Below are 20,506 nucleotides of genomic sequence, written 5' to 3' on the forward strand. Positions count from 1 at the left end.
GAGATGCCAGTGAATTACTTGGTGACGAGATAAATCGCAAAGTTGCTGCAAAGTATGAGCGCAAGTCTGGTCGTAAACCGGAGTTGGGTGATCCACATCAAGAGGGCTGGGACCTACGTAGCGTTGATCCTGATACGGGATTGGAACGCCTGATCGAAGTCAAAGGCAAAGGCTGTAAGTGGATCGATGATGAAGTTGTCGAACTGAGCCGGGCACAGATACGCAAGGCTTTTGAAACATCCAACGGGGTCGCTTGGTACCTCTACGTCGTCGAACGTCTGGATAATGAAAACTACCGAGTGCTACCGATTCCAAACCCGATTACCACTGCGAACAAATGGATGCTCAGCGGTCAATCCTGGAGGATGATTGCCAAGGAACCACGCTGCATCACTGTGGCAAACATAAGTAAAAACAGCTCCCAGCCTTCTGAGTGATCAAAACACATTTTTAGGTATTATGGGAGTAACATCAAATCTCTTTTTCCACCAGGCCGCTACGTACAGCACCATGTAGTAATGGTTATCTTAATGGAGAAATCAATATGGCACTGACCGCACAAGAAATCTTTGCCGAAACCGTTCAAACCCTACCACCTGACGAACAGTTTCGTCTCGCAGTGCTGATTTTACAAGAGCTATCTGTTGAGAACCAGAGTGACACCTGGAACGAACAAGATAAAAAAGATTTAACCACGGTCTCCTTACAGTACGCGACGGCACTTTATATGGAGGAGAACGACCTTGTTTAATCCGGGCGATGTGATAGTGCTTGACAGCCTGAAACCTTGAAGGAGAAAAACCCTGCCCTATACTAATTATACGTCTCAGGAAATCGAATCACGCGGTGAAGCAATATATGTGCAACAGATCCGGGACAAAGTGGATCCTAAGCACAAAGGCAAGTTCTTGGTCATAGACATTGAAACAGGTGAATACGAAATCAACGCTGACGATTTGGTCGCTACGAAACAGCTACTTGCCAAACATCCCAATGCAGTCATTTATGGTTTGCGGATCGGGTACCCAACCGCCTATCGCATTAGTTTGTAGTCGCCTATGTGTTTTCTCAAAAAAACAAACTGGATCGCGGCTAAAACCATGCCGCGATGACGGCTCTGGTGATGGGGCTGAATGATCCCCACTGCGTGTACCTGCCGGATATTTGACATTACTCGAAGAACCCCTCATCGTGGGGCCGCAAATCGATCTCGAAACCCCAGGCGCCTTTGTCCTGCTGCACCAGATTCCAATAGGCATCGGCCACGGCGTCAATATTCATGAGCGGTTCACTCTCCTCGACATCTCCTCTCTCGTGCAACAAGGGGGTATCCAGCACCCCGTCTATGATAACGTGGGCCACGTGAATACCCTCGGGCCACAGCTCGCGGGCCAACGCCCAGGCCAAACCGCGCACCGCAAACTTGGCGCTGCTAAAGGCAATGGCACCTCCCCGGCCCCGAATAGACGAAGTAGCGCCAGTGAAAAGGATGGCACCGCCACCCGCAGACAGCATATCGCCGACCACTTCCTTTGCACACAGAAAGGAGCCGTAGGCACACACGCGCCAGGATAGTTCAAACTCATCCAGGGTCAGTTCATGAAAGTTTTTCCAGGAGGCATTGCCCGCGTGGTTGATCAGAACATCAACCGTGCCCAGTTCCTCGCGCACCCGGGCAAAACTCTGGATCACCTGCTGAGGATCGGTGATATCTGTGGGCACGGCTAAAGCTCTCACACCTTCTTGCAGCAGTTCTTCAGCCAGTCCCTGAATATAATCAGGGGACCGGGCCAGCAACCCCACCTGATAGCCTTCGCCTGCAAACTTCCTCACCAGCGCGGCACCCAAACCAGATCCGACCCCTGAAATAACAGCCGTTTTGGACATAATAATCTCCTCGAGTTTTTTGGTCTTAAAAAAACAAACTGGATTGCGGCTCAACACCATGCCGCAATGACAATTACACCCCTATATGGCATCGCTAACAGTTCACAGACCTTGCGCCCCCATCGGGTGCGGACCGTGAGTCATCACACCCTGTCGCGCGTGGGCATAAACCGCATCTTGAATCTCGAGAATACGCACCGCATCAACAATCGTCGGCTCAAACGCATTGCCCTCACGGCTCGCGTCTAACGCCTTACCCATCACGCGCTGCATGCGCTCGCCGTGCGCAATATCCTCGCTGAACTGGACGCCCTCAGTCGTATGAACCTCAATCAAAGGCTCGCCATTGCGGCCGTACTGCTCAAAAACCGAAGCCTTTGTACCGATAAATCGAAAAAAATGATCGCCACTGCGCGTACCCGACGGATAAGTATAACCGGATTCAACGATCCCCGTAATACCATCATCCGTCCGCAACACACCGATACCACTATCCTCCACACCCCGGCTGTACATCGCATTGGACATAACCGCACCAACCACAGTCACCTGCCGATCACCAACAAACTGCAAAAACGTATCAATCCCATGCGCCGCCTCAACCGCCCAGCAACCACCGCCAGAAATACCCGGATCATTATGCCACGCTGACGGTGTCGGATCATAGCGGGACGGAGGCCCATTATTCAACCTGCTATTATACAGCACCAAATCGCCCAAACTGCCATCTGCCATCATATCTTCCACCACACGGACAATTCGGCTCGCGCGATTGGGCAGCACCAGCGCACTAAACACACCGTACTTCTCCGAAGCCTCGGCAACGGGACGCAAACGGTCTGCACAATCGGCAAACGGCTTATCCAGAAGATAGGGAACGCGGCGATCCACACATGCTTGCACATGAGACGGCATCTCGACATGTTTCCCCGCGACAAGTGCCGCATCTGGCTGACACGCATCGAGACACGCACCCGCCGACTCGAACCCCCGGCACTGGAACTCCTCTGCCAACTGTTGCCGTGGACCTGCATCGCCATCCATAACACCGACAATATCGTGACCGAGACCGTGCGCCGTACGCGCCATACCCCGTCCGTGGTGACTATAGGAAAGAACGACCAGTTTCATGCATTATCTCCCTTCTCAATCTAACGCCACAATAGACCGACACAACTCTTTACCGCGCTCTGACAGAGAATCGTAAATCGCACGGGGCATCTCGCCATCTCGGCCGGGTCGGCGAAACCAGGGCGCGTAATAGCCCACACTCGTCATAATACGCACATCCCGAGACATATTGGGCGTCCCCCCGTGCCAGCAGCGCACATCTCGAAAAATCGCCGACTTACTCGGCGCGCAAGCCACGGAATTCTTCATCCAGTCGGGTTCATCCTCCAGACTGGGAATCGGCTGGCGCGAGCGATGGGTGCCGCGGATAAATCGCGTAGCCCCATTCTCCACACTAAAATCAATCATCGGAAAATTGACCACAATAAACGGCACCGGAACATCCATAATCGTCACCCGCTGCTCGGAATCATTGATCAAATCGGGCATATCGCGGTGCAAATGCTGGATTTTTGCCCCCGGCAGCGAATAATCGCCGCCAGCACCACTACACACAAACTGATTACTATTGAAAATAGCTTCAATAATAGGTAAAATAGTAGGCAGATCAACCAGCATCGCCCATTCGGGGTGATGGATCTGCGAGCCAAACGAATAACGCGCAAACCCCCTGTTCGCCTTCTCCAGCGGAATCGCGCTCGTCTGTTCTGCAACAACGCGATGCGCGCCCTCCTTCAGAAAGGCGAACTGTTCATCGGTCAGCGCATCCGTCACAACCGCAAGCCCATCGCGATGAAAAACAGAGGCCGCGCGGTCAACTTCTGACGGTTCAATAAGTTCGAGGTCGAGCATAAGATCTCCAAAGGAGGTTATTGTGATTGAAGAAAAAGAAAACCTGCAAGACACGTACGAGCCTGGCGAATACGACCCCGCACTCTACAACTACGCCCACATCGCCAAATGTGTTGACGGCTTTGAAAACGTAAGCGACGAACACATCGCGCAATTTCACGCACAGGGCTTTTTGCCAATACAAAGCGCGTATTCCAGCGCACAGGTCAATGACGGCATGGCCGCAGTAAAAGAATTAATCGCAGGGCAAAACCGCGAGTTTCGAGGTGTACAATTCGAGCGCGGGCGCGCCAAACAGGTCAAACGATCAGTGGGTCACGCACGCGAATTACTCGTGCGAAAACTCACCCGATTTGTCGGATTCGATCCGCGACTGGACGCATTTGGTGAAGACCCCCGACTGATAGATATCCTGACCCGCATCATGGACGAACCTCCCAAATTATTCGCCAATCAAGCCATGCTAAAACCGCCCGGCATAGGACGCGAAAAACCCTGGCACCAGGACCATGCCTACTTTAACGTACCCATGCACACCTGCATCGTCAGCGCGTGGGTTGCCCTCGACCCCGCGGATCCCGAAAATGGGTGCATGCACGTCATCCCCCAAAGCCATCGAGCAGGTCCCGTCATACACTTCAAAAGACGCGACTGGCAAATCTGCGACACCGACGTCGCCCGCAACCATATCACCGCAGTAGCCCTGCAACCCGGCGGCGTATTGCTCTGGCACGGGCGGCTGCACCACGGCTCTCCGGAGAACCGGTCAGACCGCCGTCGCCGCGCCCTGCAACTGCACTACATCCCCGGATCCATAGAGACGATCTCCTCAGAAGAACGCCTCGCCGTCTATGGCAACGAAGGCAAGGACGTGACATGTTAGACGTATGTCACACCTTTCTCGCTTCTTCCACAGGACATATCGCCTCGCTCCCGGCAATAGCAACGCGCATCGCACTGAGACCGTCTTCGTGCGTAACGCTAAACGGCGCATCGTCGATACACTGCGTAATAAAATACGCGAGTTCATTCTTATACGACTCGCCAAAACGGGTAATAAACACGGGCACATCGGGACCGTAATCCCTCAAAGAGATAGATTCTTTAAATATCACGCCATCGGGACCATACGCCTCCACCTCAACCTTGCTCGGATCCTCCTGAAAATGCCCCACGTGAATCACCCCGCCATCGCCATAAATCCAGGTCGCATTGCGATACCCCGCAACGTGATTGCGACTGACCATAACCTGACCGAGTAAGCGACCGGGAAACCACATCTGCAAAAAAGCATCATCGTAATCCTCTTCAACAGTACTGATAGTACAATTGTAAAGATTGGACCCAAACGCAGCCACATATTCCGGCAAAGGACAGCCGAGCAGCCAGAGAATCTCATCGCAATTGTGAACAGCCATATCGGTAAGCAAGCCCGCGCTATTATAACCAACGGGCGGTGGAATAGGGTCCTCCAGCACCGAAACAATCTTGAACACATTGCCGATGGCGTTTTGTTCCAACAATGCTTTTGCCCTCAACAACGGCGCGTCAAACCGGCGCATAAAAGCCAGCATCAGCGCATTCTTCCGCCTGGGATCCCGATTCAAATCGGCAACAAAAGCCTCGGCAGACGCGAGCGAATGGGTCAGCGGCTTCTCCAAAAGCACGCGACAACCCGCGTCAACAAGCATGCGCGCATCGCGTTCGTGATCTTCTGTGCGCGACGCAACAAGCGCGGCATCGATCAAATTCGACGCCGCGAGATCAGACACATCGTTAAACGCGTGAATCTCCGTCGCCTGATCTGCCTGAAGCGCTGCAGCCACGCGACTGGCCGTATCGCCATAAGTATCGGACACAGCGACGAGTTCGCACACACCCGTTTCCCGGGCGAGTTCTTGAACATGCCGGGCGTGAAAGACGCCAATGCGCCCAACACCGACCACGGCCATGCGGATGGGTTTATTCATAGAAAATTCCTCTATTACAAATTATGCGGAAATTTGAACGACCTCTCCCGTCTCAACACTATGGCTAATCGCCTCTAAAACGCGCATATTCTCATAGGCATCCTCAAGACTCGAATGAGGCTGTATATCGGCTTGCAGCGACTGTGCCCAATGCTGCATCTCTTCGAGATAGCCGGGACGCCCGACGCTGTGAAATGCGGTATTGAGATCCCATTCTTCGGTAGGCGTATCGGCGTACCCACCGCCAGAATCGAGCCATGTCGGAACGCGGTAACGGCGCAACTTGCGCGTCTCAAACACCTGAATGGCCTGATTATTCGTACCCTTGACAAAAATCATCGCCTCCAAAACCGGACCCGTGCCGAGCGTCATCGTACCGATGCCACCATTCTCATAACGCAAATTAACGGATATTGACACCGTACCAGACGCACCATCAACAGAACCCAGCGCAAAAACCTCGCTGACCTGCCCCATAAAAAAACGCATGCAATCGGTAGGATGGATAACCTGATCGAGCATAAAAGGCCAGGCAAAAGGCGATCCTACTTCCTGTAACCGGGGACCCGGCGCCATATAGCGAGTATGGTATTGACAGGCGTGGCCGAACGCCTCATCGTCCATCAACTCTCTGGCAATCTGATGTGCGGGGGCATGCCGCCACATTGTGCCCACCATCCCTGTTTTACCGGCAGCAACTGAGGCATCGACCAGCATCTTCGCACCCTCAGAGGTAGTCGCGGGCGGCTTCTCGGTATAGATATGATACCCCTGCTGAAGACACGCAATACCGATATCCCGATGCAATTTGTCCTCTGGCCTGCCCACAACGGCAACAGCGTGGAGATCTTCATGCTTGAACATCTCATTATAATCGGTATAATAGCGGAGTGCGCCGAACCTGCGCGCATTTGATCTCGCCTTCTCCTCGACGAGATCGCAAGTAGCGACAAATTCAAACTCCGGCACCAGCGGTATGCACCGTTGCAATTGCGACGACATATTACCACAGCCAATAAATGCCACTCGGACTTTGTCCATAGATATATTCTCCGTGAAATCAATCGTTCGAAATATTCTATCGAATGTGAATGAATAGCGAGACATGACCTCTGTCAACCCCATTCTGGAGGAAAAAATGAAAGTAGCTGCAATATTTGGTGAACGCAAAGGCGGCGTAATAGACGTACCAGATCCAAAGCCAAAAGACAACTGGGTACTGGTAAAAATTCACGCCGCGCCGATGTGTACAGAATACAAAGGATTTACAGGCGGCAGAAAAACCACCTCTCTGGGACACGAAGCAGCCGGTGAAGTCGTCCAAATCGCCCAACCCGGGCGCGTATCAGTAGGCGACCGCGTAGCCGTAATGCCCCAATATCCGTGTGGTACCTGCCCTCTCTGTGTCAGCGGCGATTATATCCACTGTCAGCAAAGCGCAAACTTTGCCGAATTCACGGGCGGAAACGAAGGCCGAGCCACCATGGCGCAGTACCTCTTAAAACCCGACTGGTTACTCCCAAAAATTCCCGACGACGTCTCTTACGAACACGGGGGAATGGCCTGCTGTGGTCTGGGACCCACATTTGGCGCCATACAGCGCATGCAAGTAAACGCCTACGACACATTCATGGTCACCGGACTCGGTCCCGTAGGACTTGGAGGCGTAATCAACGGCAAACACCTGGGCGCGCGCGTAATAGCCGTAGATATCAACCCCTGGAGGCGCGAAAAAGCAATCGAACTGGGTGCAGACGAAGCAATCGACCCGCTCAAAGAAAACGCCCTGCAACAAATAATGGACCTCACCAACGGCGTTGGCGTAGATGCCGCCGTAGATTGCTCGGGCGCCGTATCCGCACACCGGCTGTGCATCGACGCTGCGCGACGGCGCGGACAGGTGGCATTCGTTGGCGAATGCGGAGAAGACACCCCCTTGCGAATCAGCCAGGACATGATCCGAAAAGGCATCACACTCGTCGGCTCCTGGCATTACAACTTAAAAGACGTACCAAAACTCATGCAAGTCGTCCGCGCAAACACAGACAAATTGAATCGGATGATCTCACATATATTCTCACTCGAAGACGTACAAAAAGCCTGGGAATTGCAAACCACAGGCGCGTGTGCAAAAGTCGTATTAAAACCGTGGGCGTGAAGGAGGAAGAACTCAATGCTTAAATGTGCAATAATCGGCGTAAGTGGCGGACGCGCGCGGGGATTGGCAGAAGCGTATCAACACTTAACACACGGCAAACTCGCCGCAATCTCCACGCGAACAGAAGAAAACCTGCACGCATTTGGCGATACATTTGACGTCGATACGCGGTATTTGGACTATCGGGAAATGTTTGAAAAAGAACAGCCAGACCTGGTACACGTAAACACCCCGCCCAGTGTGCGACTGGAAGTATTCGAAGCCGCGGAAAACGCCGGAGTACCCGCTGTCCTCGTGGAAAAACCCATAGCAATTCAAGGAGAAGACTGGCGCGCAATCAAAAACTTTACAACAACCGCAAAAACCAAAATCGCGGTAAATCACCAGCTCCACTTTCACCCGCGCAGGCAGCAATTGCAAAATATCGTACAGGAAGGAAAAATCGGCGACGTGCGATTTATCGAATCAAGCTGCGGCATGAACCTGGCGTATCAGGGCACACACGCGCTACAATCCATTGCCGCCTTCCATCCAGATGGCCTCCCCATAAAAGTAATGGGACAAGCCTCTGGCACAGACGGCCTGGAAGACACGCCCAAAAAACATTTCGCGCCCGACCAGTGCATCGGAGCAATAGAATACGCCGATGGCCTGCGCGCCCAACTCATCTCGGGACCATTTGCCCCGCGCGTAACAAACGAAGACCGCACCAATGTCCACAAGCGCATCGCCGCCTATGGCACGCGGGGATATGTACACTGGACCATGTGGTCGTGGGAGGTGGGTATCGATGGCCATATAGAGCGGGGTACCCACGAATACCCGGACGAAGACATACTCGGACAAGCCGCCATGACAGACGCCATGCTACAATGGATAGAAAACGACGCAAAAGTCCATCCTCTGAACCTCGACCTCGCCTTGCGCGACTTCAACATCATCCTGGGAATCTACACAAGCGCGCTGGAACATCGGCCCGTAGAACTCCCCTGCGAACCAGCAGATAATCTGATAGATGCCTTGAGAACGCGCCTTTAGAACTTCTCAATCCCAGGTATAATCCGTCGCGCCTTCTTCACACGCAAAAGCCGACTCAATCATCGCATTCAAATCGCCTTGCGGACGATAATCAATCAGACTCTTCGCCTTGCCAATCGCATGATCATACATATACTGTAGCGGAACCCTGAACTCAAGCAAATCAACCCCTCTTCTTTCTGCAATCAACCGCGCCCCTTCGGTAAAAGGAAATGGCTCTGGCGCGCCGGCATTAAACGACTCGCCCAGCGCCGCGCCAGAGTTCATCGCACAAACCAGACAATGGGCAATATCGCGGGCATCCTGCGGTTGATAAAGCCATGGGCGTCCGTCCTCATCCGTAATACTACACGGTTGCTGCGGAGACGCCGCCTTCGCTTCGATATCGTGCCAGAGTTCAGTACCATCTGCCATATAGAGTTCAGTACCGGGTCTTTCCTGACTTTTCTTCAACAAATTGACCACGCGCGCAACACTGAACTGATTCAAAATCTTGGTCCCGGACAAAACGTGACTCGGGCGCACAATAGAATAGCGCAAACCCGTCTCTCGATTCGCGCGTTCTGCCATCACCTCGCCGAAATACTTGGACATAGAATACTCGCCATCCGGCCGTTTGGGATGCAATTCATCCACCGGGTGATAAGCACACGGAACATTTTCGCCATTATTGGGAAACACGCCCGAAGAACTGGTATAAACATAGCGTTCAAGCCGGTCTGCAACGCCCTCACACGCGCGTGTAACCTGGAGATTGATCTGATTATTGAGTTCAAAATGCGGACCGACGAGATTGGCAGTGTGAATAACCGCGTCCACGCCCTCGACAGCATCTTTAACATAAGATAAATCCGTCAAATCCCCCTCGCGCAACTCAATATCGACACCGTCGAGACGGCTGCGCGCGGGATCATCGGGAAGAATCGTCCCCCGAACTTCGCAATTCTGGTCGAGCAACTGGCGCACCAGCCGGCAACCAACCTGTCCGGCGGCACCTGTAACGAGAACTTTCATAAAAACTCCTTTACATAGAACCCCTTGTTTGATACGCATCTGCCCTTGCTTGCCGCGCCGTCTGTTTATTTTGTTGCCAATATGCATCAACGGGCTTATCGCGCGTCTGGGGTGGCGTCCTGAACGTAAGCGTATAAGCCCTCCGCGGAACATCTGTGCGATTTGGCTCTGCGTAGTGAAGCATATAACACGCGTGAAGCGAAGCCCCGCCAGCCGCAACAGGACAGGGAACCGCCCGCGCGGCATACTGTTCGGGATCATCAACCTCAAGACCGTGAATACGCGGATCCCGGTTAATACTGTGATGCGGCAAAACATCGAGCTTGTGGCTACCCGGAATAAACTGCAAACAGCCGGATTCCACCGTCGCATCGTCCAGCGGCATCCAAAAATTTACGCCCTTGTACGCCATGGTAGGATCGTGATACGCCTGATCCTGATGCCACGGCGTTGCCGCACCAATACGCGGCGGCTTGTAAATCATGTGTTCGCCATTCCTATCGAGCATATCAGAACCCAGCAACTGCCCCGCAATCGCCCGCGCATTGGCCAGATAGAGCGTATCTTTCAGTTCGGGCGCAAAACGGCTGGGACCGAGCATTTGCGGAAGGCGTGGTTGATCATCCTCATCTGTACCCGCCAGATCAAATTGACTCCCCTGATCCCAACCCGTGCGATCCGAAAAAAGTCGATCGTAAATCTCCCGAAGCTGTTCCACCTCCTCCTCTGTCGTAATCGCATTGAGAACGAGGAACCCATCCTCGTGAAATGAATGAACTTGTTCCTGTGAAAGAGAAATTGTTGGCTCTGGCATCTGCGGCCTCCTCGCTATTGTTTGTGCGATGCAGAATAATGTCAACGGGCCGATCCGTCAAGCGGTTCTGATTATCAGCGCGGAACACTTGCTAAGAAACAATTTTAAAGGTAAATTATCCCCTGAACGAACCAAAACAGAAAAGGAACATCTATGCGCATCTTATACCTCGATCTCGACGCCTTAAATCCCACACACCTGGGCTGTTACGGATATCACCGCAACACATCGCCAACAATTGACAAAATCGCAGCCGAAGGCATTCGATTTAATCAAGTCTATACAACAGACGCGCCCTGCTTGCCATCGCGCACCGCATTTTACTCCGGGCAATTCGGCATTCATTCGGGCGTCGTAGGACACGGCGGCACAGCATCAGAGCGGCGCATAAATGGACCAAACCGCGGATTTCGAGATCGACTGGCAAACGAGGGACTGGCTGGATTCCTGCAGCGTCGGGGCTTAAAAACATCCATGATCAGCCCCTTTGGACAGCGGCATGCCGCGTGGCATTTTTACGCCGGCTTCAACGAAATACACAACACCGGCAAAGGCGGCATGGAATCAGCCGAAGAAGTAACACCCGTAGTCGAAAAATGGCTGAATGATAATGCCGCGGACGACAACTGGTTTTTGCACATCAACTACTGGGATGTACACACCCCCTATCGCGCGCCAGCAGAATACGGCGAACCCTTTGCCGATGATCCTCTCCCAGACTGGCTAACACCCGAATTGCTGGAAGAACACAAAAAACTCGTCGGACCCCACACCGCGCAGGACATCATGATGTGGGACGACCGTCCCAATCCCCGCTTTCCCCGGCACCCCGGGCGCCTGGACAACATGGACGACCTGCGGCGGATGATCGACGGATACGACACCGCAATCCGGTACGTAGATGATCAAATCGCCATCATTGTGGGCATATTGGAAGACAAAGGCGTGCTGGACGACACCGCGATCATCATCAGCGCGGATCACGGCGAAAACATGGGCGAACTCGGCATATACGGCGAACACGGAACAGCCGACCAGGCGACCTGCCATATACCGATGATCGTAAAGTGGCCCGGCGGACAATCTGGAATCACAGACGAGGGCCTGCATTACAATATTGATTTAGCTCCCACATTAGCCGATCTTTTAGGCGGGCAAAAACAAGCGTTGTGGGATGGCGAAAGTTACGCCCCTGTCATCACCGAAGGTACAGATGCCGGGCGCAGCGAATTGATCCTGAGCCAGTGCGCGCACGTATGCCAGCGAGCTGTCCGCTTTGACGACTGGATTTACATCCGCACCTATCACGATGGATATCGGCTCTACCCACGCGAACTGCTATTTAACCTATCAGACGACCCCTGGGAAATGCGCGACGTAGCGGCGGAAAACCCCGATATATGCCGCGAGGCTGCGTATCGCCTCATGAACTGGCACGACCACATGATGGAAACCATGCCGCGACCCTACGACAACGATCCCCTCTGGACAGTCATGCAAGAAGGCGGACCAATGCACACCTGGGGAGCTTTCGAAGACTATTGCGATCGCCTTGCAGAAACCGACCGTGCAGAAGGCGCCGTCTTACTGCGCGAAAAATTTGGAAACAAATACCGCCATCCATAAAAGTAAGGAGTAAACCATGCTCACCCAGAAACAAATTGCGTTTTATCACGAACACGGATATCTCGGTGTGGAGAACGTGCTCAGTGAAGACGAGGTCAATAACCTGCGTCGGGTAACCGATGAATATGTGGAAAAATCGCGGGAGGTCACCGAACACACCGAAGTATTCGACCTCGAACCCGGGCACACGCCCGAAAACCCAAAACTGAGACGCCTGAAAAGTCCGATCCTGCTCCATGAAGTATATCGCAAGACCCTGCATCACGAGAAAATTTTGGGCATCGTATCGCAATTGATCGGATATGGCCTGCGGTGCAATGGCAACAAGCTCAACATGAAACAACCCGGCTACGGCAGCCCGGTTGAGTGGCATCAGGACTGGGCATTTTATCCGCATAGCAACGACGATTTGCTCGCTGTGGGCATAGTGCTCGACGACATGACAGAAGAAAATGGCCCCTTGCTCGTCATTCCCGGCTCGCACAGAGGACCGGTGTATGACCATCACCTCGACGGCCATTTTTGCGGCGCCGTAACCGACTCCACCTTTAGCGACAAAGGTGCCGTACCCGTAATGGTCAAAGCAGGCGGCATCACAATCCATCACGTACGCATGCTACACGGGTCAGTATCCAATACATCCGACAAACCCCGCCGACTGCTCCTATTTCAATACTGCGCGATCGATGCATATCCCCTATCGGGCCTGAACAACTGGGATTTGTTCAATGAAACAATCGTGCGCGGCGAGCCGACCAACATCCCGCGCGTGGAAGCCGTACCCGTGCGAATGCCATGGCCTGGCGCACTCCGAAGCGGATCCATTTACGAATCGCAAACCGTAATAAAAGAATCGAAATTTACCCAAACACAATACAAATAACGAACGTCTCAATCCCGATAAGTAACAGCCGTGCCACTGGCACTGACCATAAGCATACTGCCCTCGCCAACCGTATCGTAGTCGAGATCCACGCCAATGACGGCATTGGCACCCATACCGCGTGCCTGTTCGACCATTTCCTCGATGGCGAGATCTTTGGCTCTGCGGAGTTCTGACTCATACGCGGCTGAACGCCCGCCGACAATATCGCGGAGACTCGCAAAGATATCTTTGAAAAAATTGGCACCCAAAATAGCTTCACCCGTCACAATACCCTGATAGCTATCAACAGTTTTCCCTTCAATATTGGGGGTTGTCAACACGAGCATAAAAGCCTCCTTTTATATTGTTTTCCGATAGTTTCATCGAAAAATATCTCATTGTACACAATCAGGCAAGGGCTAAGGTCTAAAACAACATTCAAAAAACAGGAGCTTTGACATGAACCACGTGAGCAAATCCATGCGGCAACAGTGGCAGGAACAGGGATATTTACATCTCAAAAATGTAATCCCCAAAGACGAAGCAGCGGAATATCTCGACGCGGCCAACGAAGTGATCGCGAAGTACGAAGCCAAATATCCCGAAGTGCTCGAAAAAGGCGTCTATACCATCATCCAAACGCTCTTCCGAACGAGTCGAATTGACGGATTAATGGACCACCCCAACTTATTTGGCACCATCCTCGACCTGATGGGACCTTATATCCAGATCATGGGATCGCAAATCTACGTGCGCTATCCAAATGACAAAACCGATAACTTGATCGGCTGGCACACCGATGCTGGACGCTCACTGGCACAAATTCGGGTCACGCCAGACAGCCTACCATTAAACTTCAAAATTCAGTTCTTCCTCACCGATATACCACACGAAAATTGTGCAAACTTCTGTGTGGTACCCGGCAGCCATCGCCGCCCAATGCCCAAAGGGTCGCGCAATGAAACACCGCCCGGCGCAATACAACTCATTGCCGAAGCGGGAGATTGCGCGATATTCCCCAACACCCTGTGGCACGCGGTCGCGCCAAATCACACAGACGTCGTGCGGCGCAGCATCACCTTCCGGTATGGCCAAATGTGGTGCAGACCTTACGATTACGAAAAGTGCCCCGAAGAAGTTCTATCGCGCATGACACCCCGCCGCCGTCGGTTAATGGGCGATCTGGGCAAAAACTATACGGCAACAGATTATTTCAAGCCATCCGATCAGATAAAAGTCATCATGGATGGCCTGGACTTTAAGTGTCCCAATGCTTAAAGCATAAAAAAAGCCCCGGATTCCGGGGCTTTTTTTATGTCCATACGACACTTTCAGGATACAGACTCGTCTTTTATTAAAACACGCGTGTATTGATTTCTCGTGGAGCATTCGTGGAACAGATTGAAGACAGCGCGCTCATCGCTCAAATTCTGGACGGCGACCGCAAAGCATTCGCAGTTCTGGTGCAACGCTATTCGCGATATGTGTATGCCCAAATTGCCCAATCCATACGATTGGTTGATGACGTAGAAGACCTGGTCCAAATCGTATTTATCAAAGTGTACGAAAATCTGCATCAACTTCGCAAACCCGACCGATTTAGACCCTGGTTACACAGCATCATACGCAACGCCGTCAACTCCCATCATCGCCGTCGAGCCGTGCAATTGCGACTGGAAGAAACATTTTATCCAGAACCCGCAACGCACACTGAAGAAGAAATCAAACACGTTGTACGAGCCGCGCTACGCATCCTATCGGCTGAACATCGCCAGGTAATCGCCCATCACTATTTCAAAGGGTATTCTTATGCGGAAACAGCCGACCTCCTGAACCTCACGGTAGAAACCGTGCGCGGGCGTCTGAGGCGTGCGCGTCTCAAATTGAAAGGAGAATTGCACAAAATGTCGGATATTCAAATGCAAACAACTGAACTGGACCGCGCGGACATGGACGCGCTCAAAAAAGTAATCGGTTTTGTAAGCGACGATGAAAAACGCCCGATCTTGCAGGGCGTATGTCTCGACACAGACGGTCGCGCAACTGCGACCAACGGACATATCATGATCATTCGCACATTGAAAAGCCTCTCGGAATTGGCCGCACCCATTGTCCTCGGACCCTGGCCAGACATCCAACTGCCCGAACAAGCCACATTGAAAATTGCGGAAGAAACCGCAGAAATCCAGAGCAACGGCACAACCCTTCAGGTCCCCTTGATCGAAGGTCCTTATGTTAAATACGAACAGGTCATCCCGCAAGAAGATCCCACAATGCGAGTTTCTATCTCCTCGGCTCTTCTGGCACAAGCACTGAACTTACTACAAGAATTCATGGAAGCGCGGCATCCAGAGTCGGACCTGTGGCAATATCGCCCCCGGGTAGATCTACACCTCTCGCCACTGACCCAAACCATAACTTTTCTCACCTCACGGGACACGGGATATACCCGAGAGGACAATGGCAAATTCCAATATCTCCACGACGCGAAAGATGACGACTCGCCAGGAGGCATTGCAGATTGGATATTTCAAGTGCCCCTCAATGCCAAATTTGAAACACCATCAGAAGACACACTCAGGGTCGCCGTGAACTTCGCGTATCTCAAAAAAATCCTGCATGCGCTGGACATTGAAGACAGCGATGAAATCACAATAGAATTTAGAGAACAGAGCAAAGCGATCATCTTGCGCACATCCCTGAATGCGGAATGGCTGGCATTGCTAATGCCATTGAGACTGAAGTCAAAGGATTAAAGGGTTAAACCACACCTGCATTCTCCAATGCCGCCTGAACCCGCCCCTCCTGCTCGGCAGACGACGGCGGCATTGGCGGGCGCGGCACACCCCCATCGCGTCCCTGCAGCATCATCGCATACTTGGTATTTGCGGGCAAATTATCATCAAAAATCGCATTCCAAATCGGCAGCAACTTCTCGTGTAAATCCAACGCCTTTTTATGATCACCCTCCTGGCACGCATCCCACACCGCCACACACAACTCGGGCACAGCCGTCAAAATCGCCGCAATCGCACCGTGTGCACCCAAAACAAATGACGGATACAACAACGCATCTACCGCAGTCATAATCCGTGCGCGATCTCCAGCCATCAACAACAAATCAGCCAGCAACTTCATATCTCCCGCACTCTGCTTCACCCCCACCACACCTTCCACCTCGTCAATAATCCGCGTCAACAACTCCGGCGACAAATACGTCCACGGCACCACATTGTAAATCATCACTGGCAACCCCGTCCCCTCACACAACGCCTCAAAATGCCTGACCATCGCATCATCGTCTGGCCGAAACAAATAATGCACCGGCGTCACCTGTAATGCCACCGGACCCAAATCAGCCACAGCCTTCCCCCGCTCAATTGCCGACTTCGTACTGTCCGTAATAATCCCCGTAATCACTGGCACTCGCCCATCGGCTTCCTCCACTGCCCATTGCGTCAACTGCCTCACCTCATCATCCCCGAGCGTATGCCCCTCGCCCGTACTCCCCGTCACCGCCAACCCATGCACCTTCGCCGTCTCAATCATATACTGAATTTCTGTCCGAAACGCCCCCTCATCAAGCGAGTCATCCTCCCGAAACGGCGTCACCACTGGCGGCACAATCCCATAAATAGAATCCATCATCTCCTCCTCAATGCGTGTGACCACAAATATTAATCCTGAAAAAACATTACTCCTGCAGAGGTCAAATTGATTATTGCGCTATAAAAAAAGCCCTGGAGAAATCCGGGGCTTTACTTTCAAGTTTTTATATACAACATTCAAACATTTGTGATCGGCGCATAGTGTAATACGATAAACTGGTTGGGACGTAAACCAACTGATTCATAGGTGCGACCTTCCCGGTCACAAAATTCAACCTCAAACGCTTGACCATCCGAAAGCATCTCAACAATTGTTCCAACCTGTCCCTGGCAGAGACCATACTCGTCAATATCTTCTGTCAATGCAACCACATCTAAAAGTTTGATGTCTTTATCCATATCACTTTGCCTTTATTTACAAAGGATAGCACGTTGTCAATCGCGGCTCATTTTGATCGTGTTCAATAATCCATCCACTGCGCAGTATAGCCTGTTGCCCTTGCCATTCAAATTCAAAATCAATGATGTAACGTTGACCAAAATCATCACGTCTCCCCATAGTTGCTGGCTCTGTCAAAACCTTTTTTGATAAAATTTCTCTCAAGGCTTCAGCATCTTGACGGGTTATTCCCAATTTGGCAGAAAACAATCGCGCTTTGTGTTTGCCTTCGTTGTGAGCGGGATTGAGACAATAATCGCGTAATTTGCGAATATCGATAACTGCACGGTCAGCATTGGGGATGATCATAAATAGTGGGGATATGTGATTTTCTTACAAAATAGACAGAAATTTATACGCTGTCAACCGCCGACAAGTGTTATATCCTGCCGCAAACCACAACCCCATTTTGAACCATCTGGTGTTCGTGTTGCAGATTCTGAAAAAGGAATTATTTTACCCAAGCTCAATTTTCAGCATTTAGAAACCTTTTTTGGAGGACTACCATGAACATCATTGTCGTAATGTCCGACACCCTGCGTTACGATCACCTGGGCTGTCACGGAAATACATGGATCCGCACACCGCATATAGACGCATTCTCCAAACGCTGCATGGTCTTTGACCGCGCGTATCAGGCATCATTCCCAACAATACCCACGCGCACAGACATGATGACCGGCAGGCTGACATTCCCCTTTCGAGGCTGGACGCCGCTCCCCGAAGATGAAGTCATCTTGTCCGAACTCCTCACAGACGCGGGATATGTCACCATGCTCTTATGCGACACACCGCACCTGGTAAGAGACGGACATCAATTTGACCGCGGATTTTTGGGCTGGGAATGGATTCGCGGGCAAGAAGGCGATCGCTCAATCACAGATGATATACCCGTCCCCTTCGAATCAGTCCCCGAAAAAATTCGCACACCTGAGCGCATGCAACAATATCACTATCGCTGGCGCGCAGCACACTGGGAAACAGAACGCGACACCTTTGTCGCACGCACCATGCAACGCGCTGCAGACTGGCTGGAGGCAAACCACACCCACGAAAAATTCTTCCTGTACATCGACACCTTTGACCCTCACGAACCGTGGGACCCCCCCGCGCACTACGTCAATATGTACAACCCCGGATACACAGGTGAAGTCATCGACCATCCCATTTACGACTACTGCGATTACCTGAGCGCAGAAGAAATCAAACACACGCGGGCACTATACGCAGGCGAAGTCACGCTCATGGACACCTGGGTCGGTCACCTGCTGGAAAAAGTAGAAAACCTGGGACTATGGGAAGATACAGCCGTAATCTTCATGTCTGACCACGGACATTATATCGGCGACCACGGACGCATTGGCAAAAGCGGACAGGGACCAGACGGCGACTGGCCCTATTACGAAGAAGTATCCCACACAGCCTTCATGGGATATGTGCCCGGCAGCAACGCAGCGGGAAAACGCACTAAATCCCTGACACAACCCGTCGATTTCATGCCCACAATACTCGACCTTGCAGGCATAAAAAAACCCGATGGACTGCACGGCATATCCGTCGCCCCCATCTTAAAAGGCGAAAAAGCAGAAGAACAACGGAAAGTCGCCGTCACATCGGCAACCCTGCCTGTACGCGAAGACCGCAGCGTGTGCTCCAGCATCACAGACGGCAACTGGACATTGCACTATCGCGGACCCAAATGGCCGGCGGAACTATACGATCTACGGACAGACCTCGCGCAAAAGAACAACGTGTATAACCAGCAAAACATGGCCGAAGCACAGCGACTGCACAAAGCATATCTGGAAGTATTAAAAGGCGCGGGAACGCCTGAGGAAAAATTCGCATTGCGAACCGAATTGCCCGATGCATAATCGGCACAGGGGTTCCCATTTTAGACTCTAAAATTTAGGGGATTATGGAGAATAGTGACCAAAGAGAAAATGAAACCCTTTTGCCCCTCAAAACGTTAATTAAGACCGATCATTTAATTCGTGAACGTCACGCAAAGCGAGGGTTCTATGTCTATGAAAAACAAAGATACTAAATTTTTGTCGGTGAAAGTGCCCACCTCTCTATATGAGGCATTGCGTAGGTGGGCAGATAACAATGACACTGACGTTTCTAAGACTTGCCGAATAGCACTTAGAAACTTTTGCCACAAGAACGGAATCGAAATTGATGAAGGCAATAACACAGATCCCCTCGCTCAACGCCTCAAAGAGGCTGGTATTAGCATCGAAGATATGGACAAATGGCATTGAGTCATTCTGGTCAGGCATCAAGCGAGGAATCATGGGTGTGTATCAAAAAATGGGCAAGAAGCACCTTTGGAGATATGTGACTGAGTTTGTGGCAAGGCAGAACATGCGGGTGAAGGATACTATTGACCAGATGAAGCTCTATGTTTTGGGGGATTGAATTTCAACTCATTAAGGCGCTATTAGAAAGGGGCAAAGGAATGAATGACAGGGAGATATTGGAACGGGATGACCTTGAACATAAGGCTTTGATCGTCTCTGTAAGTAGAAATTGGGACGGTAGAACAGCCAGCAACTTATATGCCGCCGCCCGGTTTTGTTGGCCGGTAAGGAAAGAAAAAGCAGAACGCGAGGTCGAGATTGTATTGGCTTGTTATAGGCGGCAAATTGCAGGGGTATTTATTCCTACCGCTTGGCACACCGCCCCCGACGGTGATAGCTATTTTGACGGGCATGAAGCCCCGGGGGAAATACAGAATTTATACGTAGGAAAATACTTGGATGACGATTTGAGATTTTATGGCGGATCGGTCCGTTATGTAATATAAAGAGAGAAAAAGTCATGTACCAAAAAGATATAGTTTTCAATGAATTAATAGAATTACTAAGGGCACGGCCGGGTTTGTCTCGTAGAGAAGCCACAAAGCAATTAGCTACAAAACACAGGGTAGAACATTCAACTATTCGTGCACAAGTTGTAAGCGGTCAAGGGTTTTCGAGTACGGGGGAATTAGACGAGCATTTAAGAAGTTTGGGACTTGTCCCTTAATGGGCAATCAGGTGTATGCACAGGGACATGTTGTGGGATTGGTCCTCAGAGAGTTAGAAAAGCTCGCCAAAGTGATCTCACCGCCAAAAACAAACCCCTTCCTCTGGATATTTCCGGACGCGACTTAATCAGCC

Annotated in this window: 23 protein-coding genes; 12 read left to right on the plus strand and 11 right to left on the minus strand. The window is 51.7% G+C overall.

Annotated features, from left to right (window positions below):
- The first annotated feature begins 29 nt into the window (after window positions 1–29).
- The gene (locus OXG87_08335) at window positions 30–437 is read left to right on the plus strand and encodes a DUF3883 domain-containing protein (protein MCY3869552.1); all 408 of its coding nucleotides are present in this window, start codon (window positions 30–32) and stop codon (window positions 435–437) included.
- Window positions 438–544: 107 nt separating this feature from the next.
- Window positions 545–751 (plus strand): hypothetical protein, encoded by a 207-nt coding sequence (locus OXG87_08340; GenBank protein MCY3869553.1) that lies wholly within the window; start codon window positions 545–547, stop codon window positions 749–751.
- 419 nt (window positions 752–1,170) lie between these two features.
- Here OXG87_08340 and OXG87_08345 read toward each other — a convergent pair whose 3' ends face one another.
- From OXG87_08345 to OXG87_08355, 3 genes are all read right to left on the minus strand, one after another.
- A complete protein-coding gene (locus OXG87_08345; protein MCY3869554.1) occupies window positions 1,171–1,887 on the minus strand; it encodes an SDR family NAD(P)-dependent oxidoreductase in 717 nt (238 codons plus the stop codon).
- Window positions 1,888–1,989: 102 nt separating this feature from the next.
- Entirely contained in the window at window positions 1,990–3,018 is a 1,029-nt protein-coding gene (locus OXG87_08350) for a Gfo/Idh/MocA family oxidoreductase (protein MCY3869555.1), read from the minus strand.
- Window positions 3,019–3,033: 15 nt separating this feature from the next.
- Window positions 3,034–3,810, minus strand: coding sequence for a phytanoyl-CoA dioxygenase family protein (locus OXG87_08355; protein ID MCY3869556.1), 777 nt, complete (start codon window positions 3,808–3,810; stop codon window positions 3,034–3,036).
- A 22-nt stretch (window positions 3,811–3,832) separates the two neighbouring features.
- Between OXG87_08355 and OXG87_08360 the strand changes: the two genes are divergently transcribed.
- Complete coding sequence (locus OXG87_08360; protein MCY3869557.1) at window positions 3,833–4,693, plus strand: phytanoyl-CoA dioxygenase family protein; 861 nt, start codon at window positions 3,833–3,835, stop codon at window positions 4,691–4,693.
- Between the two features lie 7 nt (window positions 4,694–4,700).
- Here OXG87_08360 and OXG87_08365 read toward each other — a convergent pair whose 3' ends face one another.
- Together OXG87_08365 and OXG87_08370 are read right to left on the minus strand one after the other, a co-directional pair.
- Complete coding sequence (locus tag OXG87_08365) at window positions 4,701–5,780, minus strand: Gfo/Idh/MocA family oxidoreductase (protein MCY3869558.1); 1,080 nt, start codon at window positions 5,778–5,780, stop codon at window positions 4,701–4,703.
- A 21-nt stretch (window positions 5,781–5,801) separates the two neighbouring features.
- Window positions 5,802–6,821, minus strand: a complete 1,020-nt coding sequence (locus OXG87_08370; GenBank protein MCY3869559.1) for a Gfo/Idh/MocA family oxidoreductase — start codon at window positions 6,819–6,821, stop codon at window positions 5,802–5,804.
- A gap of 97 nt (window positions 6,822–6,918) precedes the next feature.
- Between OXG87_08370 and OXG87_08375 the strand changes: the two genes are divergently transcribed.
- Both OXG87_08375 and OXG87_08380 read left to right on the plus strand, forming a co-directional pair.
- Window positions 6,919–7,938 carry a zinc-binding dehydrogenase gene (locus OXG87_08375; GenBank protein MCY3869560.1) on the plus strand — a complete coding sequence of 340 codons (1,020 nt, stop codon included), beginning with the start codon at window positions 6,919–6,921 and terminating at the stop codon, window positions 7,936–7,938.
- Window positions 7,939–7,953: 15 nt separating this feature from the next.
- Entirely contained in the window at window positions 7,954–8,976 is a 1,023-nt protein-coding gene (locus OXG87_08380; protein ID MCY3869561.1) for a Gfo/Idh/MocA family oxidoreductase, read from the plus strand.
- Between the two features lie 6 nt (window positions 8,977–8,982).
- Here the strand turns inward: OXG87_08380 and OXG87_08385 are convergent, their stop codons facing one another.
- Together OXG87_08385 and OXG87_08390 are read right to left on the minus strand one after the other, a co-directional pair.
- Window positions 8,983–9,990, minus strand: coding sequence for an NAD(P)-dependent oxidoreductase (locus OXG87_08385; protein MCY3869562.1), 1,008 nt, complete (start codon window positions 9,988–9,990; stop codon window positions 8,983–8,985).
- Between the two features lie 10 nt (window positions 9,991–10,000).
- On the minus strand, window positions 10,001–10,804 hold the full coding sequence (locus OXG87_08390; protein MCY3869563.1) for a phytanoyl-CoA dioxygenase family protein: 804 nt from the start codon (window positions 10,802–10,804) through the stop codon (window positions 10,001–10,003).
- A 153-nt stretch (window positions 10,805–10,957) separates the two neighbouring features.
- Between OXG87_08390 and OXG87_08395 the strand changes: the two genes are divergently transcribed.
- The gene (locus tag OXG87_08395; protein MCY3869564.1) at window positions 10,958–12,430 is read left to right on the plus strand and encodes a sulfatase; all 1,473 of its coding nucleotides are present in this window, start codon (window positions 10,958–10,960) and stop codon (window positions 12,428–12,430) included.
- Window positions 12,431–12,446: 16 nt separating this feature from the next.
- Entirely contained in the window at window positions 12,447–13,313 is an 867-nt protein-coding gene (locus OXG87_08400; protein MCY3869565.1) for a phytanoyl-CoA dioxygenase family protein, read from the plus strand.
- Between the two features lie 8 nt (window positions 13,314–13,321).
- Here the strand turns inward: OXG87_08400 and OXG87_08405 are convergent, their stop codons facing one another.
- A complete protein-coding gene (locus OXG87_08405) occupies window positions 13,322–13,642 on the minus strand; it encodes a heavy metal-binding domain-containing protein (GenBank protein ID MCY3869566.1) in 321 nt (106 codons plus the stop codon).
- Window positions 13,643–13,754: 112 nt separating this feature from the next.
- Here OXG87_08405 and OXG87_08410 point away from each other — a divergent pair, with 112 nt between their 5' ends.
- Both OXG87_08410 and OXG87_08415 read left to right on the plus strand, forming a co-directional pair.
- Entirely contained in the window at window positions 13,755–14,573 is an 819-nt protein-coding gene (locus OXG87_08410; GenBank protein ID MCY3869567.1) for a phytanoyl-CoA dioxygenase family protein, read from the plus strand.
- A gap of 113 nt (window positions 14,574–14,686) precedes the next feature.
- Window positions 14,687–16,051, plus strand: coding sequence for a sigma-70 family RNA polymerase sigma factor (locus OXG87_08415; GenBank protein MCY3869568.1), 1,365 nt, complete (start codon window positions 14,687–14,689; stop codon window positions 16,049–16,051).
- A gap of 4 nt (window positions 16,052–16,055) precedes the next feature.
- Here OXG87_08415 and OXG87_08420 read toward each other — a convergent pair whose 3' ends face one another.
- The 3 genes from OXG87_08420 to OXG87_08430 form a co-directional block, all read right to left on the minus strand.
- Window positions 16,056–16,943 carry a dihydrodipicolinate synthase family protein gene (locus OXG87_08420; GenBank protein MCY3869569.1) on the minus strand — a complete coding sequence of 296 codons (888 nt, stop codon included), beginning with the start codon at window positions 16,941–16,943 and terminating at the stop codon, window positions 16,056–16,058.
- 137 nt (window positions 16,944–17,080) lie between these two features.
- Window positions 17,081–17,302, minus strand: a complete 222-nt coding sequence (locus OXG87_08425; GenBank protein ID MCY3869570.1) for a DUF4926 domain-containing protein — start codon at window positions 17,300–17,302, stop codon at window positions 17,081–17,083.
- A gap of 16 nt (window positions 17,303–17,318) precedes the next feature.
- Window positions 17,319–17,651: a hypothetical protein gene (locus OXG87_08430; protein ID MCY3869571.1), complete on the minus strand. Its 333-nt coding sequence runs from the start codon at window positions 17,649–17,651 to the stop codon at window positions 17,319–17,321.
- Window positions 17,652–17,848: 197 nt separating this feature from the next.
- Between OXG87_08430 and OXG87_08435 the strand changes: the two genes are divergently transcribed.
- The 3 genes from OXG87_08435 (at window position 17,849) to OXG87_08445 (ending at window position 20,151) form a co-directional block, all read left to right on the plus strand.
- Complete coding sequence (locus OXG87_08435) at window positions 17,849–19,216, plus strand: sulfatase (GenBank protein ID MCY3869572.1); 1,368 nt, start codon at window positions 17,849–17,851, stop codon at window positions 19,214–19,216.
- A 307-nt stretch (window positions 19,217–19,523) separates the two neighbouring features.
- Window positions 19,524–19,763, plus strand: coding sequence for a transposase (locus OXG87_08440; GenBank protein ID MCY3869573.1), 240 nt, complete (start codon window positions 19,524–19,526; stop codon window positions 19,761–19,763).
- A complete protein-coding gene (locus OXG87_08445) occupies window positions 19,747–20,151 on the plus strand; it encodes a hypothetical protein (GenBank protein ID MCY3869574.1) in 405 nt (134 codons plus the stop codon). The genes OXG87_08440 and OXG87_08445 overlap by 17 nt, the downstream gene beginning before the upstream one ends.
- Window positions 20,152–20,506: the final 355 nt, after the last annotated feature.

This window comes from Gemmatimonadota bacterium, assembly GCA_026706845.1.
GTDB lineage: Bacteria > Latescibacterota > UBA2968 > UBA2968 > UBA2968 > VXRD01.

Coding starts and splice junctions, on each gene's coding strand:
- OXG87_08340 (MCY3869553.1), top strand. CDS start 545: ATGGCACTGACCGCACAAGAAATCTTTGCCGAAACCGTTCAAACCCTA.
- OXG87_08345 (MCY3869554.1), bottom strand. CDS start 1,887: ATGTCCAAAACGGCTGTTATTTCAGGGGTCGGATCTGGTTTGGGTGCC.
- OXG87_08350 (MCY3869555.1), bottom strand. CDS start 3,018: ATGAAACTGGTCGTTCTTTCCTATAGTCACCACGGACGGGGTATGGCG.
- OXG87_08355 (MCY3869556.1), bottom strand. CDS start 3,810: ATGCTCGACCTCGAACTTATTGAACCGTCAGAAGTTGACCGCGCGGCC.
- OXG87_08365 (MCY3869558.1), bottom strand. CDS start 5,780: ATGAATAAACCCATCCGCATGGCCGTGGTCGGTGTTGGGCGCATTGGC.
- OXG87_08370 (MCY3869559.1), bottom strand. CDS start 6,821: ATGGACAAAGTCCGAGTGGCATTTATTGGCTGTGGTAATATGTCGTCG.
- OXG87_08375 (MCY3869560.1), top strand. CDS start 6,919: ATGAAAGTAGCTGCAATATTTGGTGAACGCAAAGGCGGCGTAATAGAC.
- OXG87_08380 (MCY3869561.1), top strand. CDS start 7,954: ATGCTTAAATGTGCAATAATCGGCGTAAGTGGCGGACGCGCGCGGGGA.
- OXG87_08385 (MCY3869562.1), bottom strand. CDS start 9,990: ATGAAAGTTCTCGTTACAGGTGCCGCCGGACAGGTTGGTTGCCGGCTG.
- OXG87_08390 (MCY3869563.1), bottom strand. CDS start 10,804: ATGCCAGAGCCAACAATTTCTCTTTCACAGGAACAAGTTCATTCATTT.
- OXG87_08395 (MCY3869564.1), top strand. CDS start 10,958: ATGCGCATCTTATACCTCGATCTCGACGCCTTAAATCCCACACACCTG.
- OXG87_08400 (MCY3869565.1), top strand. CDS start 12,447: ATGCTCACCCAGAAACAAATTGCGTTTTATCACGAACACGGATATCTC.
- OXG87_08405 (MCY3869566.1), bottom strand. CDS start 13,642: ATGCTCGTGTTGACAACCCCCAATATTGAAGGGAAAACTGTTGATAGC.
- OXG87_08410 (MCY3869567.1), top strand. CDS start 13,755: ATGAACCACGTGAGCAAATCCATGCGGCAACAGTGGCAGGAACAGGGA.
- OXG87_08420 (MCY3869569.1), bottom strand. CDS start 16,943: ATGATGGATTCTATTTATGGGATTGTGCCGCCAGTGGTGACGCCGTTT.
- OXG87_08425 (MCY3869570.1), bottom strand. CDS start 17,302: ATGGATAAAGACATCAAACTTTTAGATGTGGTTGCATTGACAGAAGAT.
- OXG87_08430 (MCY3869571.1), bottom strand. CDS start 17,651: ATGATCATCCCCAATGCTGACCGTGCAGTTATCGATATTCGCAAATTA.
- OXG87_08435 (MCY3869572.1), top strand. CDS start 17,849: ATGAACATCATTGTCGTAATGTCCGACACCCTGCGTTACGATCACCTG.
- OXG87_08440 (MCY3869573.1), top strand. CDS start 19,524: ATGAAGGCAATAACACAGATCCCCTCGCTCAACGCCTCAAAGAGGCTG.
- OXG87_08445 (MCY3869574.1), top strand. CDS start 19,747: ATGTTTTGGGGGATTGAATTTCAACTCATTAAGGCGCTATTAGAAAGG.